Below are 12,744 nucleotides of genomic sequence, written 5' to 3' on the forward strand. Positions count from 1 at the left end.
CGAGACCCGGACAGGAGAATTCGATGAAAACCCTTCACATCCACGGTCGGGCCGGCAGATCGACATTGATCGTGGGAGAAACCCTCTCCCGGCTGGATCAGTACACTCCCAAACGCCGTACGGTCATCATCACGGACCCGGTTGTAAACGATCGCTACGGCGACCGTTTCCCTGATTGGCCGGTCATCGAAATCGGCGTCGGGGAGGGGAGCAAAACGCTGCAGACCGTATCGGATATCTACGGGCGCCTCATCGAGATGGAGGCGGACCGCTCAACCTGGATCGTGGGCATCGGCGGCGGCATCGTCTGCGATGTGGCGGGGTTTGCGGCGTCCACCTACATGAGAGGGGTGGGGTTCGGTTTCGTCCCCACAACCCTGCTGGCCCAGGTGGATGCCAGCGTCGGCGGCAAGAACGGCGTCAATTTCCTCGGATACAAGAACATGGTCGGGACCTTCAACCAACCCGAATTCGTCATCTGCGATACCGGTATGCTGAAAACCCTCACCGGCCCCGACCTCCTGTGCGGATTTGCCGAGATCGTCAAGCACGGGGCCATCGCCGACCCGGCCCTGTTTCAGTTCATCGAGGACAGCTGGCGAGAGGCGCTGGCTCTGGACCCATCCACCATCGAGCGGATGGTGTATGATTCGATCGTCGTCAAATCGGGCATCGTCAACGAGGATGAGCAGGAGCGGGGCGTCCGCAGGAAACTCAATTTCGGCCACACCTTCGGTCACGCCGTGGAAAAGATTGCCGGGGTCCGCCATGGCGAGGCCGTGAGCGTCGGCATGGCGGTGGCGTCGCTGCTGTCGGTGAAAAAAGGATACCTGGCCCGGGAAGAGGCGAAAAGGATCATCCACCTGCTTGAAAAGATCGGCCTTCCCACCCGTCTTGCCGTGGACCCCCAATCGGCCATGGACGCCCTGAAGCGGGACAAAAAAAGGGAAGGCGACCGCATCCGGTTCGTCCTGTTGAAACGGATCGGCGAGGCCGTTGTGGAGGATATCCGCATTACGGATCTGGATGAAGCCCTCCATGACCTGGCCCGGGAGTGACGCTCGGAGCCGGTTCTGGATGATCACGATAATGCGCGTCCGTCAGGAACGATCGGCAACACATGACCCATCGGCCATTTTTGGGGAACTGACAGAAGATGAAAAACAGCCGCGAGACAAAATCGACCCCTGATAAAGCAGACCCCGTCGATCCCAGGATTCTCGAAAAACGAAAGGCCATCGACGCCATCGACGATCAGCTTCTCACGCTGATCAACGAACGGCTCATGCTGGTCATGGATGTCGGCAAAATCAAGGCCCGTCGCGGCCGACAGGTGCTGGACAGCGCCCGGGAGAGCGAAATTTTCGGGCGCCTCTTCAAGCAGAACCAGGGCCCCCTGGACGAAAAGGTCCTCACCCATCTCTTCACCCAGATCATGGCCGCCTCCAGGCAGCTCCAGCGGCCGCAACGGGTGTCGTATCTCGGGCCCGAGGCAACCTTCACCCACATCGCCGCCATCAGCCATTTCGGCCTTTCCGTGGAATACGCCCCCCAGCCGAGCATCCGGGACGTGTTCAGGGATGTGGAGAAGGGGGCCTCCCACTACGGTCTGGTGCCGGTGGAAAACTCCATCGAGGGGGCCGTCAACCACACCCTGGACCTGTTTTTCGAATCGGAGCTGAAGATCTGCGCCGAGCGGTATCTCCACATCTCCCATGATCTTCTGTCCAGATCCGGCGGCATCCGGGACATTCACACGGTCTATTCCCACCCCCAGGCCCTGGCCCAATGCCGCATCTGGCTCCGGCAATATCTCCCCGAAGCGGCCCTCGTGGAATGCAACAGCACCGCCCAGGCGGCCAGGATGGCCGCCGAAACCGAAGGCGCCGCGGCCGTCGCCGCGCGGGAGGCCGCCCAGATGTATCATCTCGAGGTGATCGCCTCGCGCATCGAGGATGTGGCCCGCAACACCACGCGGTTTCTGGTCATCGGCCAGGATGAGGTCCGCGCCACCGGACGGGACAAAACCTCCCTGATGTTCGTCACCTCCCATGTGCCGGGTGCGCTTTACAAGGTTTTGAAGCCCATGTCCGACGCCGGGCTCAACATGGTGAAGCTCGAATCCCGGCCCACGCGCCACCAGAACTGGAGCTACTTCTTCTTCGTGGATGTGGAAGGCCACATCGAAGACCGGGCCGTGAGGGAAACTGTCGAGGAGATGAAGCATCTTTGCCTGTATCTGAAATACCTGGGGTCGTATCCCCGGGCGGAGGAGAAGTGAGGCCGAACATCGACACCCAGACCCGCCTTTACGGCGTGATAGGGCATCCCGTCGCCCACAGCCTGTCGCCCGCAATGCATAACCGGGCCTTTCAGGCCGCCGGATACAACGGGGTCTACCTGGCCTTCGATGTCCCGGAGATCGCACCGGCTGTCGCCGCGGGGCGGGCGCTCAACATCCGCGGATGGAGCGTCACGATCCCCCACAAGGTCGCCGTGATGCCCCTCCTGGATCACGTCGATCCCGTCGCCGCCGGAATCGGGGCCGTCAATACGGTTATCAACCGGGACGGTCGGTTGGCCGGGTACAATTCCGACGGACTGGGCGCCGTCTCGGCCCTCACGGAAAAAACGGCGGTCGAAGACCGATCGGTCGCGGTGATCGGCGCCGGCGGCGCAGCGCGCGCCATCGCCTTCAGCCTGAAGCAGGCGGGGGCCCGTGTCACCATCGTGAACCGCGCCATCCCGAGAGGCGAGGCCCTTGCCCGGGATCTGAATACGCCCTTCCTTCCCCTTGCGGAATTGGACCGGCCTATGTATCATATATTAATTAATGCCACGTCCGTGGGTATGGCCCCTTATGTCGATGTCATGCCGGTGAGGGAGCACCTGCTCGCACCGGGGATGGTGGTCATGGATATCGTTTATAACCCCCTTGTCACGCTGCTCTTGAAAACCGCCGGAAAAAGAGGCTGCGTCACGGTGGACGGCGCCGCCATGTTCATATATCAGGGGGTGTTTCAGTTCGAACTCTGGACCGGGAAAAAAGCGCCCGTGGCCGTCATGCGGGAAACCGTGATGAAGGCATTAGAGAAAAGACATGATTGAAATCCAACCGGTGTCAACCGTCCTGGCCGAGGTGAACGTCCCCGGCTCCAAGAGTTACACCCACCGGCTGCTCATCGCCGCAGCCCTTGCGGACGGCAGATCGACCATCGAGAACATGCTGGAAAGTGAGGACACCCTCCTGACCCTGAAGGCCCTCGAACAGATGGGGGTTCCTGCTGAGGCCGAAGGAAAGCGCCGCGTCGTTCACGGCACCGGAGGCCGTCTTGCCGCCGCCGGCGAGCTCTACCTGGGCAATTCGGGGACCTCGATGCGGCTCCTGACGGCGGTGTCCGCCCTGGCAGGCGGCGCGACGGTGCTGACCGGCACCCCGAGGATGCGGGAGCGGCCCGTTGCGGACCTGATAGACGGACTGCGCCAGTTGAATATCGACGCGGTTTCCCTGTCGGAGAACGGGTGCCCGCCGATCCGGGTCATCGGCGGGCCGGTTGCGGGCGGCCGGGTGCGTCTCCGATGCGGCGTCAGCAGCCAGTATCTTTCCGGGATCCTCCTGATCTCCCCCTTGTCCATGAACGGCGTGGAGATCGCCGTCGTGGAGGGTCCGGTCTCCAAACCCTATATCGACATGACCGTGGACGTCATGGCCCGCCTGGGGGTCGCCGTCGAGCGGGAGGGATATACCCGCTTCTTCGTCCCCGGGGGCCAGGCTTACCGGGCCGGCGATTACCGCGTCGAGACCGACGTGTCCAACGCCGGCTATTTCTGGGCGGCGGCGGCCGTGACCGGCGGGCGCGTCACGGTTCGGGGAGTCAGCCGGAATTCACGCCAGGGCGACATCCGTCTCCTGGACTGCCTGGAGCGCATGGGGTGCGGGGTCCATCCCGACGGCGACGGCATCGCGGTGACCGGCGGACGTCTCACGGGAATCACCGTGGACATGTCGGACATGCCGGATATGGTACCGACCCTGGGCGTGGTGGCGGCCTTTGCCGACGGCCTGACGGAGATCCAAAACGTGGCTCACCTCCGGGCCAAGGAGTGCGACCGCCTCTCGGCCGTCGCCGTGGAGCTATCCAAGATGGGGATCGACGCCCGGTGCACCGAATCCGGGCTGCGCATCCAGGGCGGCCTGCCCCGGGCCGCGGACATCGACACCTACGACGACCACCGGATCGCCATGGCTTTTTCCGTGGCCGGCCTGAGGATCCCCGGGGTCCGGATCAAAGAAGAGGGCTGCGTGGAAAAGTCTTTTCCAACGTACTGGAAGGTGTTTGAAGGGCTTTATTCCAAATAAATTGCGCCACTGAGACGGGGCATTCCCCGGGCTTCAAGACCAGACTGAAAGGACCCAAGATGTCCAGCACCTTCGGCACCCTGTTCCGCGTCACCACCTTCGGGGAGTCCCACTGCAAGGGGGTCGGCGCCGTCGTCGACGGCTGCCCTCCGGGGATTCCCCTGACGGAAGCGGACATCCAGGTCCAGCTCGACCGTCGCAGGCCCGGCCAGGGAAAGATCACCACCGACCGGCAGGAAAGCGACCGGGTGACGATTCTCTCCGGGATTGAAAACGGCCTGACCCTGGGGACCCCCATCGGGATGCTCGTACCCAACCAGGACCAGCGTCCGGGGGATTACAAGGAGATGCGCAGCATTCCCCGGCCCTCCCACGCCGACTGCACCTACCAGATGAAATACGGCATCCGGTCCGCCAGCGGCGGGGGCCGTTCCAGCGCCCGGGAGACCATCGGACGGGTGGCGGCGGGGGCTGTTGCGGAAAAATTTCTGTCCCTGGCCTGCGGCGTGGAGATTGTTGCATGGGTCAGCAGCGTGGGAACGATATCCTCACCCGATGTGGATCTTGATGCCGTGACCCGGACGGCTGTGGATCGGCATCCGGTCCGATGCCCGGACCCGGAGACGGCGGAGCGGATGGCCGGGGAGATCCTGGCCGCCCGGGAGGCCAGGGACTCCGTCGGCGGGGTGGTGTCATGTGTCTGCCGGAATGTCCCGGCGGGTCTGGGCGAACCGGTCTTCGACAAGCTGGAGGCCAAACTGGCCCAGGCCATGCTCTCCATCCCCGCCGCCAAGGGGTTCGATATCGGCTCGGGCTTTTCCGGCGCCCGGATGCGCGGATCCCGGCATAACGATCCCTTTGTCCTGAAAAACGGCCGCCTCGGGACCCTCACCAACCGGAGCGGCGGCATCCAGGGGGGCATCTCCAACGGGGAACCCGTTCACTTCCGCGTGGCCTTCAAGCCGCCGGCCACCATCGGCCTGGCCCAGGAGACGGTGGATTTCGACGGGAAACCGGCCACCCTCGAGGCCAAAGGGCGCCATGACCCCTGCGTGGTGCCGCGGGCCATCGCCATCGTGGAGGCCATGGCCGCCCTTGTCCTGGCGGACATGGCCCTGATTCAGGCCGGACGGGCTGCGGGGTTTCGGGGATGAGACTGTCTAGGCGCATCGCATCCGTCGAAACCTCCCGGACCGTGAGGTTCACCTCCCTGATCGAACAGCTCCGCGCCGAGGGCTGCGAAATTATCAACCTCGCCGTGGGGGAGCCGGAATTCGCCACTCCCCGGAAGATTGTCGAGGCGACAAAAGCGGCCCTGGAACACGGGCAAACCCGGTATGGGCCGGTGGCCGGAACCGCCGCTCTCCGGTCCGCCCTCGCAGGGGCCTTCGAGGGCTGCGGCCCGGACAACATCCTCATCGCCAACGGCTCGAAGCAGGTCCTCTACGCCGTCTTCCAGGTGCTCCTGGACCCGGGCGACGAGGTGATCCTTCCCAACCCCCACTGGGTGAGCTTCTCCCAGCAGATCCGGCTGGCCGGCGGCATTCCGGTGGCGGTCGCATCCCCCGGCCACCAGATGGACTGCCGCGCCATCGCCGCCGCCGTGACACCCAAGACCCGGGCGATCCTCGTCAATTCCCCCAACAACCCGACGGGAGCCGTCTATCCGGCTTCGGACCTCGCCCGGATCGCCCGGCTGGCCTGCGACCGAGATCTCTGGATCATCGCCGACGAGGCCTACGAAGGGTTCGTGTATGACGGCCTGGACAGCCCGAGCCTCTTTTCATTCAAGGAGGTCCGGGACCGGCTCGTTGTCGTCAGGAGCTTTTCCAAGACCTTCAGCATGACGGGGTTCCGGATCGGCTACGGGGCGGGGCCCGAACCGCTCATCGCGGCCCTTGCCAAACTCCAGAGCCACCTGACCGGCAATGCCTGCACCTTCGCCCAATACGGCGCCCTGGCCGCTCTGGACCTCTACCCCGCAGTCGTCGAAACATGGCGGGACCAGCTCGAGGAAAAGCGGGATATCGCTTATGGATACGCCTCGAAACTCTTCGACTGCATGCGGCCCCAGGGCGCATTTTATCTTTTCCCCGACGTCTCCGCCCGTCTCGAAGCCGGGCAGTCCGCCGAGGACTTCGCAGCGTTTCTCCTGGAGAAAACCGGTGTCGCCGTCGTCCCCGGCGAGGCCTTCGGCGCGGGCGGACACATCCGGATCTCCTATGCCGTGCCAAAGGAAATGCTTGTGGAGGGGTTTGAGAGGATGGTAAGGGTTTTACCATGATCGGAATTATCGGATTCGGCCGTTTCGGGAAGCTCATGGCCGGTTATTTAGCGAAAGACTACAGGGTGGTTGTCTATAACCGGAGCGACAATGCCGCCCGGATCACGGAAATCGGGGCCGTCCCCGGCGACCTTGCCCGGACCGCCGGGCAGCGGGTGGTCATCCTGAGTGTCCCCATCTCCCGCATGCGGGACACGCTCATGGAGATCGCGCCGCTTCTTTCGCCCGATGCCGTCGTGGTGGACGTCTGTTCGGTCAAGGTCTATCCGGTCCAGTGGATGAAGGCGCTCCTGCCCGAATCCGTCTCCATCCTCGCGACCCATCCCATGTTCGGGCCGGACAGCGCGGCCGCCTCTCTCCTCGACCGGAAGATCGTGCTCTGCCGGGGCCGGATTGCCCCGGAGCGCTATGAAAAGATCAAATCCTACCTGGCCTCCAAGGGGCTCATGGTCATTGAAACGACCCCCGATGAACACGACCGCCAGATCGCCCTGAGTCTGTGCCTGACCCATTTCATCGGCAGGTCCCTGGACGCCTTCGGCGCGGGGGAGCTCATCATCGACACAGAAGGGTACAAGCGGCTCCTCCATATTTTAGGCGTCGTGACCCACGACACCTGGCAGCTTTTCGTCGATATGAACCGGTATAATCCGTATGCGGAGAAACACCGACGCGGGTTCATGGTGGCGATGGAGAAGATCGAGGAGAGGCTGAAGGCTGAAGGAAGAGCTAAGGGCTAAGGGTGTACTTCATGTTATCGATCTTCGCTTGTATGCCACAGGCGGAGCACGAAGAGTGTGGTTCCCTGAATTTCATAACGCATTTCATAGTGACCGACGAGGATGCGGCGAACCTCGCGGGGTTCGAATTCTTCGAGCTTTTCTCCCAAGCGCGGGTTTGTCAACAGGCCCGCCGGCTCTCTGGTGATCATCTGAACAGTTCGTGCCGCCGCTTTCTTGTTTACCGGCGCCAGAAACTCATAGAGCCGGGCCATGTCTGAGACTGCCTTGCCCGTCCACTTCAGTTTCATGAACCCGGCACGGGTAGCGGTGTGTCGGTACCCAGACTTTCGGCCCACGCCTCAACAGACGAGTGGTCGATGGTATGGCCGGCATCCACTTCAGCCAATGCCTCTCGGGTGAGACGGCTCCGTTCTTCTTCCTGATCAATCCAGGCCGACAGCGCCTGTTTCATGATCCAGCCGCGTGAGCGATCCAGGCGGGTGGCCACCTGGTCGACCTTTTCGGCCAAAGGTAGTGGGATATGTGCGGTAAATACCTTGGTTTTTGTTTGCTGCATGACGGGTCTCCGGTTCCTTTGGTTACGCACCCTTTTCGGGGCCTTTCGATTTACAATGAATCATGGTGATTAACAATGATTTTGTCAAGCAGATCTGCCGCCTCGAACGACACCCTGAAGGCGTCCGCCTCTTTCATGGCATAGAGCTTGACGATCCGGGCATGCAGGTCATTGTAGCGGGCTGTATCCGGCGGGATGGCCTGATGGACAATGGCCTGGATCTCGCCGTAGGAGGCGTGGGGCAGATCCAGGGCGCGGAAGAGCCGCATGGTGTAGGCATCCACCACGAAGACCGGGCGGGCGAAGGCATAACAGAGGATGGAATCGGCGGTCTCCGGCCCGATGCCCTTCCAGGACAGGAGGAGCTTGCGCAGGGCGTCGGTGTCATACCCCCGCAAGGCCCCGATGCCGCCGCAGTCGAGGATGTTCCTTGAAATCTCCCGCAGCCTTGCGGCCTTCTGATTGAAATAGCCGGAGGGCCGAACCGCCGATTCCAGGGCCCCGTCGCACCCGGCAATCGCCCCGGGGTCCAGGCCGATTTCGCGCGTCAGGTTGACTATGGCTTTTTCCACGTTCCGCCAGGCCGTATTCTGGGTGAGGATGGCCCCGACCACGATCTCGAAGGACTCCCGGTTGCCCACGGCCGCCCCTTCAGCCCCCTTATGGTAGACCGGGGGGCCCCCCGGCGAGGTCGTGGTGGGCCACCAGCCCTGAGGTCCGTATCGATCGAGGAGACGCGCATCGATCCGGATAATGCGTTCTTTGCTCCGGCAGGGAATTGCCATGGGTGTCCGTTACCTTGTTGAAGCTCCCGCCGGCATGTATTTTTCGAGGTTTGCTCTCAATTCTCCGGGAATGGGCATGGTTCGGCTTTTTTCGTAATCGTAGCTGACCTGGACGGTCAATCCCCGGGCGAAAATCACGGACGGATTCTCCCGGTGGACGAGTTGGTAGGCCAGGGTGAAGCTCTTGACGCCCATCTCCGACACCCACATCATAATCGAGAGGGGATCGCTCAGCCCGGCCGGCCGCAGGTAGTCGCATTCGGCATGGGCTATGATGAACGGAAAATCCCCGATACTGTTGGATTGCATGATGTGATGAAAAATTTTTTTTCGGCCTTCCTCGAAATAGGTAAAGTAAACCGCATTGTTCACATGCCCCATGGCGTCGAGATCGCGAAAGCGCAGATCAATGTCCGCAATGAATCTTGCATCGTCCGGTCGTTCGAAAGAATCCATTTCCATTCACCTTCCATAGATTGCTGTATGTGCGGCATTCCTTGCCGTTAAAAGAAATTGGCGAATTTTAGGGGCCATGATATGGTTTGTCAATGGGGTATGGAGATGCTTTCCGTCAATCGAGAGATTTCAGGAGGACCGCCCGCATGATCGGAGTGAAGGAGGCCGTCAAGATTGCTTTTCAGCTTTTTCAGGAGCTTTACGATACCCGGAAATTCGAGGATATCCTGCTGGAGGAGGTTGAGATGGCCCAGGACCGGGCCGCCTGGCTGGTCACCGTCGGTTTCTACCGGCGCATGCCCTCCGTGAACCTGGTGGAATCGATCGGATCCAAAAAATATCTCCGGACCTACAAGACCTTTCACATCGACGCCGCCTCCGGTGAAATGATCTCGATGAAGCAGGGGGCGGGGGGGGAGTAGCGCTTCTCCGCGTAACCCGCCTGCGGATGTTCATGCAGATTGAAGGCGATGCTTCTTTATCTTGTATCGCAACACCCGCTCGCTGATCCCCAATGAGGCCGCCGCCCGGGTCTGGACCCCGTCGTGCTTTTCGAGGGCCGTCTGGATCATCTCGCGCTCCACGGCATCGACCCGCTCCGCCAGGGTCCCCTGGAGGGCGGCCTGATGAAATCGGATCTCCGGCGGGAGGTCGATTTCGCGGATCCGGCTTCCCCGGACCAGGGTGACGGCCCGCTGAACGATGTGCTCCAGCTCCCGCACATTTCCGGGAAAGGAATACCGGACCAGGGCCATCATGGCCCCGGGATCGAAAGCGACGGGCCGCATGCTGAAGCGCTGGAGGAAGAAATCCACCAGCTCGGGGATGTCTTCCTTTCGCTCCCGAAGCGGCGGGAGAACGATGTCGAAGACGTTGAGGCGGTAGTAGAGATCCTCGCGGAAGCGCCCTTCGGCCGTGAGCTGCCTGAGGTCCCGGTTGGTGGCGGCCACCACGCGGACCTCCGCCGTGATCTCCCGTTCCCCGCCCACCCGGCAGAACCGCTTTTCCTGGAGCGCCCGCAGCAGCTTGGGCTGAAGGCTCAGGGGCAGCTCGCCGATTTCGTCGAGGAAGAGGGTGCCGCCGCCGGCCAGTTCGAAGCGGCCTCGACGGACACCCGCCGCACCGGTGAATGCGCCCTTTTCATGGCCGAAGAGTTCCGATTCAAAAAGGTTTTCGGGGACTGCGCCGCAGTTGACCTCTACGAAAGGGCCGTCACCCGACGGACCCAGGAGGTGGACGAGGCGGGCAATAAGCTCCTTTCCCGTGCCGGTCTCCCCGCTGATGAGCACGGTCCAGGGAGAGGGGGCCACGCGGCGCACCAGGGAGATCACCTCCTGCATGGCGGGTCCGTCGCCGACCAGGTTGATGGGCAACGGCTCCCGGTCCACGGCCTCGGCCACATCCGCGACGTCTTCCACGACTGCCAGCCGGTGCGCGATCATCTGGACTTTTTCCAGGAGTTGCATGAGGTCCACCGGCTTTTCCAGGAAATCATCGGCCCCCAGCTTCATCACCTCCACCGCCGTCTGCACCGATCCGTAGGCGGTGACCATGATGGCGCGGACCAGGGGCGTCATCCGCTTCATCTCCGCCAGCACCGCGTCCCCGTTGAGATCGGGCATGCGATGGTCCAGGATGACCAGATGAACCGGATGGCCTGCGAAATAGGCCAGGGCATCCCTTCCGTTTGCGGCGGCGGCGACGTCATATCCTTTTTTGCGGAGAAACCCCATCAGCAGCTCCCGCTGCATGGCGTCATCGTCAACGATCAGAATGTTCATGGTTCTGCTTTTTCGTTTCTTGAGTCAGGGGCAGCCGGACATCCACCCGAAGCACGCCGGCCTCGGGGACGGTGAAGATCAGGCGTCCGCGGTGGGCGTGGACGATCCTCTGGACGATGGAAAGCCCCAGTCCGGTCCCCCTGGCCTTGGTGGTGAAATAGGGCGCCGCGAGATGCAGGGTTTCAGACGGAGGGAGATGGAATTCCTTGTTTTCAAATGACAGGATGACATCTCCGTCCCGCAGGTCCAGGCAGACCCTGAGATATCCGCCGTCCGGCTGGGCTTCAACGCCGTTTTTGACAAGGTTTTCTGCCAGTTGCGCCATCATCTGCGGATCGGCATGGATTTCGCCGGGATAGGAGATCTCTTCGAGGATCGTTATGGACTGCTCGGCGCATTTCGGGCGATAGAGATCGAGGATCTCCCCCACGACGGCGGCAGGGGAGATGGATTTAAACGCCGGTGCGGCGGGGCGGGCATATTTTCGGAGGTCGCGGACGATGGTGTTGGTTCGCCTGACCGCCTGAAGCAGGGTCGCCACCAGGTCGCGGTATTCGCCGGAAAGCTCGGAGGCCTCGATCTGGAGCCGCTGCAGCCCCATGGAGATGGCGTTCAGGGGGTTTCGGATTTCGTGGGCGATGACCGCGGCGGCCCTTCCCAGGGCCGCATCCTCCCGGTGGTCGGCCACCCCCCGCTCCACCGCCCGGATGTGCCTCAGGTATCGGGTTTGAACCCGGTGGTGGATCCATGAAAAGGAGATCCCCAGCAGCGCCAGCACCCCGGCGAAAAAGGAAAACTCAAACCAGATCTGCCGGGTCCGGCTCAGAAAATAGCTGGTGTCCATTCCGGCGACGAGCAGGCCGTCGCCGAACGGGATGCGGCTCTCGGCAATGGCCTCCCCCCCGAGGTTGATGATGCGGATGCCGGAAAGGTCGATTTCGTCGTCATCAGCGGACCCGCGGGCAGGTAAGGCCTTCTTTTCGACCCGGACATACCGGATGCCTGCCATTCCGGTGAGAGATCCGAGCAGGCGGTGCAGGCTGATCTCTTCGTTCAATCGTCCGATAAGGACCGATTCGAGGCCGGTGACGACGCATCCTTTTCCGTCGAGCAGGGGTGCAACCGAAACATATAGATTTTTATCCGAGAAATGAAGGATTTCTCCAGCCCCCTTGAGGCAGTCGACCGCGGCGGGGATGCCCGAATCTTCCGGGCCATGGGTTTCGGTGCCGTCCGCCCGGCGCAGGCGGATGCCGGCGAGCCCGGATTCCCGGGCGAACTCCGCCAGTTCGTCAGCGGAAAAAGGTTCGACGGCCTCCAGATAGGCGACAAATCGCCCGGTATTCCCGAGAAAAACCTGTACGATCTTCTCGACGGCTTCCTGGGAGAGAACCGCTGTCCGTGCGTTTTGCTCGATGACGTTTGCGAGCATCCCGGCGTGTTCCAGAGAATGACTCAAAAACGTCTGCTGCACCTGTCGGGCCTGCCAGTAAAAATAGGCCAGGACAATGGAGATCAGCACCCCGAAGAGGAGAAGGCTCACCCGCCAGACTGGAACCATGCGGATGGATTTCCCGAGCTGGCCCGGGCGATCGGTACCGGCCGTCATCTTCCACCACCTCCACCACCGCCACCGCCACCTCCGGAACCACCGCCGCCACCGCCACCTCCGGAACCACCGCCGCCTCCGCCGCCTCCACCGCCACCTCCGCCTCCACCTCCGCCTCCACCACCGCCACCTCCGCTTCCACCTCCGGAACCTCCGCCTCCGGAACCACC

Annotated in this window: 15 protein-coding genes; 9 read left to right on the forward strand and 6 right to left on the reverse strand. The window is 62.4% G+C overall.

What is annotated here, in order from left to right; genetic code table 11:
• Nucleotides 1-23 precede the first annotated feature (23 nt).
• From aroB to ACEW8N_RS10080, 7 genes are all read left to right on the forward strand, one after another.
• Complete coding sequence (gene aroB, locus ACEW8N_RS10050) at nt 24-1,058, forward strand: 3-dehydroquinate synthase (RefSeq protein WP_373499680.1); 1,035 nt, start codon at nt 24-26, stop codon at nt 1,056-1,058.
• A gap of 98 nt (nt 1,059-1,156) precedes the next feature.
• On the forward strand, nt 1,157-2,281 hold the full coding sequence (gene pheA, locus ACEW8N_RS10055; protein ID WP_373499681.1) for a prephenate dehydratase: 1,125 nt from the start codon (nt 1,157-1,159) through the stop codon (nt 2,279-2,281).
• On the forward strand, nt 2,278-3,108 hold the full coding sequence (locus ACEW8N_RS10060; RefSeq protein WP_373499682.1) for a shikimate dehydrogenase: 831 nt from the start codon (nt 2,278-2,280) through the stop codon (nt 3,106-3,108). Before pheA ends, ACEW8N_RS10060 begins: the two co-directional genes overlap by 4 nt.
• Complete coding sequence (aroA, locus tag ACEW8N_RS10065) at nt 3,101-4,360, forward strand: 3-phosphoshikimate 1-carboxyvinyltransferase (protein WP_373499683.1); 1,260 nt, start codon at nt 3,101-3,103, stop codon at nt 4,358-4,360. Before ACEW8N_RS10060 ends, aroA begins: the two co-directional genes overlap by 8 nt.
• Nucleotides 4,361-4,419: 59 nt before the next feature.
• A complete protein-coding gene (gene aroC / locus ACEW8N_RS10070; RefSeq protein ID WP_373499684.1) occupies nt 4,420-5,514 on the forward strand; it encodes a chorismate synthase in 1,095 nt (364 codons plus the stop codon).
• On the forward strand, nt 5,511-6,644 hold the full coding sequence (locus ACEW8N_RS10075; protein WP_373499685.1) for a pyridoxal phosphate-dependent aminotransferase: 1,134 nt from the start codon (nt 5,511-5,513) through the stop codon (nt 6,642-6,644). Before aroC ends, ACEW8N_RS10075 begins: the two co-directional genes overlap by 4 nt.
• Nucleotides 6,641-7,384 (forward strand): prephenate dehydrogenase/arogenate dehydrogenase family protein, encoded by a 744-nt coding sequence (locus ACEW8N_RS10080; RefSeq protein ID WP_373499686.1) that lies wholly within the window; start codon nt 6,641-6,643, stop codon nt 7,382-7,384. The genes ACEW8N_RS10075 and ACEW8N_RS10080 overlap by 4 nt, the downstream gene beginning before the upstream one ends.
• Nucleotides 7,385-7,398: 14 nt before the next feature.
• Here the strand turns inward: ACEW8N_RS10080 and ACEW8N_RS10085 are convergent, their stop codons facing one another.
• From ACEW8N_RS10085 to ACEW8N_RS10100, 4 genes are read right to left on the reverse strand one after another with little or no spacing between them, the layout of a single operon-like run.
• Nucleotides 7,399-7,674 carry a type II toxin-antitoxin system RelE/ParE family toxin gene (locus ACEW8N_RS10085; RefSeq protein ID WP_373499687.1) on the reverse strand — a complete coding sequence of 92 codons (276 nt, stop codon included), beginning with the start codon at nt 7,672-7,674 and terminating at the stop codon, nt 7,399-7,401.
• On the reverse strand, nt 7,671-7,943 hold the full coding sequence (locus ACEW8N_RS10090; protein ID WP_373499688.1) for a CopG family ribbon-helix-helix protein: 273 nt from the start codon (nt 7,941-7,943) through the stop codon (nt 7,671-7,673). Before ACEW8N_RS10090 ends, ACEW8N_RS10085 begins: the two co-directional genes overlap by 4 nt.
• 50 nt (nt 7,944-7,993) lie before the next feature.
• Complete coding sequence (locus tag ACEW8N_RS10095; protein WP_373499689.1) at nt 7,994-8,728, reverse strand: endonuclease III domain-containing protein; 735 nt, start codon at nt 8,726-8,728, stop codon at nt 7,994-7,996.
• Between the two features lie 9 nt (nt 8,729-8,737).
• Entirely contained in the window at nt 8,738-9,190 is a 453-nt protein-coding gene (locus ACEW8N_RS10100; RefSeq protein ID WP_373499690.1) for an acyl-CoA thioesterase, read from the reverse strand.
• Nucleotides 9,191-9,330: 140 nt separating this feature from the next.
• On the opposite strand from ACEW8N_RS10100, the gene ACEW8N_RS10105 reads away from it, so the two are divergent.
• Nucleotides 9,331-9,606, forward strand: coding sequence for a hypothetical protein (locus tag ACEW8N_RS10105; RefSeq protein WP_373499691.1), 276 nt, complete (start codon nt 9,331-9,333; stop codon nt 9,604-9,606).
• Between the two features lie 30 nt (nt 9,607-9,636).
• Here ACEW8N_RS10105 and ACEW8N_RS10110 read toward each other — a convergent pair whose 3' ends face one another.
• Together ACEW8N_RS10110 and ACEW8N_RS10115 are read right to left on the reverse strand one after the other, a co-directional pair.
• Complete coding sequence (locus tag ACEW8N_RS10110; protein WP_373499692.1) at nt 9,637-10,965, reverse strand: sigma-54-dependent transcriptional regulator; 1,329 nt, start codon at nt 10,963-10,965, stop codon at nt 9,637-9,639.
• A complete protein-coding gene (locus ACEW8N_RS10115; RefSeq protein ID WP_373499693.1) occupies nt 10,946-12,526 on the reverse strand; it encodes a PAS domain-containing sensor histidine kinase in 1,581 nt (526 codons plus the stop codon). Before ACEW8N_RS10115 ends, ACEW8N_RS10110 begins: the two co-directional genes overlap by 20 nt.
• A 4-nt stretch (nt 12,527-12,530) precedes the next feature.
• On the opposite strand from ACEW8N_RS10115, the gene ACEW8N_RS10120 reads away from it, so the two are divergent.
• The coding region (locus tag ACEW8N_RS10120) for a hypothetical protein (RefSeq protein ID WP_373499694.1) at nt 12,531-12,744 on the forward strand (214 nt) is incomplete at its 3' end.

The organism is Desulfococcus sp. (assembly GCF_041737845.1).
Lineage (GTDB): Bacteria > Desulfobacterota > Desulfobacteria > Desulfobacterales > Desulfococcaceae > Desulfococcus.

What these genes read in the sequence shown, in the direction of transcription:
- aroB (WP_373499680.1), top strand. Translation starts at nt 24, where the DNA reads ATGAAAACCCTTCACATCCACGGTCGGGCCGGCAGATCGACATTGATC.
- pheA (WP_373499681.1), top strand. Translation starts at nt 1,157, where the DNA reads ATGAAAAACAGCCGCGAGACAAAATCGACCCCTGATAAAGCAGACCCC.
- aroA (WP_373499683.1), top strand. Translation starts at nt 3,101, where the DNA reads ATGATTGAAATCCAACCGGTGTCAACCGTCCTGGCCGAGGTGAACGTC.
- aroC (WP_373499684.1), top strand. Translation starts at nt 4,420, where the DNA reads ATGTCCAGCACCTTCGGCACCCTGTTCCGCGTCACCACCTTCGGGGAG.
- ACEW8N_RS10075 (WP_373499685.1), top strand. Translation starts at nt 5,511, where the DNA reads ATGAGACTGTCTAGGCGCATCGCATCCGTCGAAACCTCCCGGACCGTG.
- ACEW8N_RS10080 (WP_373499686.1), top strand. Translation starts at nt 6,641, where the DNA reads ATGATCGGAATTATCGGATTCGGCCGTTTCGGGAAGCTCATGGCCGGT.
- ACEW8N_RS10085 (WP_373499687.1), bottom strand. Translation starts at nt 7,674, where the DNA reads ATGAAACTGAAGTGGACGGGCAAGGCAGTCTCAGACATGGCCCGGCTC.
- ACEW8N_RS10090 (WP_373499688.1), bottom strand. Translation starts at nt 7,943, where the DNA reads ATGCAGCAAACAAAAACCAAGGTATTTACCGCACATATCCCACTACCT.
- ACEW8N_RS10095 (WP_373499689.1), bottom strand. Translation starts at nt 8,728, where the DNA reads ATGGCAATTCCCTGCCGGAGCAAAGAACGCATTATCCGGATCGATGCG.
- ACEW8N_RS10100 (WP_373499690.1), bottom strand. Translation starts at nt 9,190, where the DNA reads ATGGAAATGGATTCTTTCGAACGACCGGACGATGCAAGATTCATTGCG.
- ACEW8N_RS10105 (WP_373499691.1), top strand. Translation starts at nt 9,331, where the DNA reads ATGATCGGAGTGAAGGAGGCCGTCAAGATTGCTTTTCAGCTTTTTCAG.
- ACEW8N_RS10110 (WP_373499692.1), bottom strand. Translation starts at nt 10,965, where the DNA reads ATGAACATTCTGATCGTTGACGATGACGCCATGCAGCGGGAGCTGCTG.
- ACEW8N_RS10115 (WP_373499693.1), bottom strand. Translation starts at nt 12,526, where the DNA reads ATGGTTCCAGTCTGGCGGGTGAGCCTTCTCCTCTTCGGGGTGCTGATC.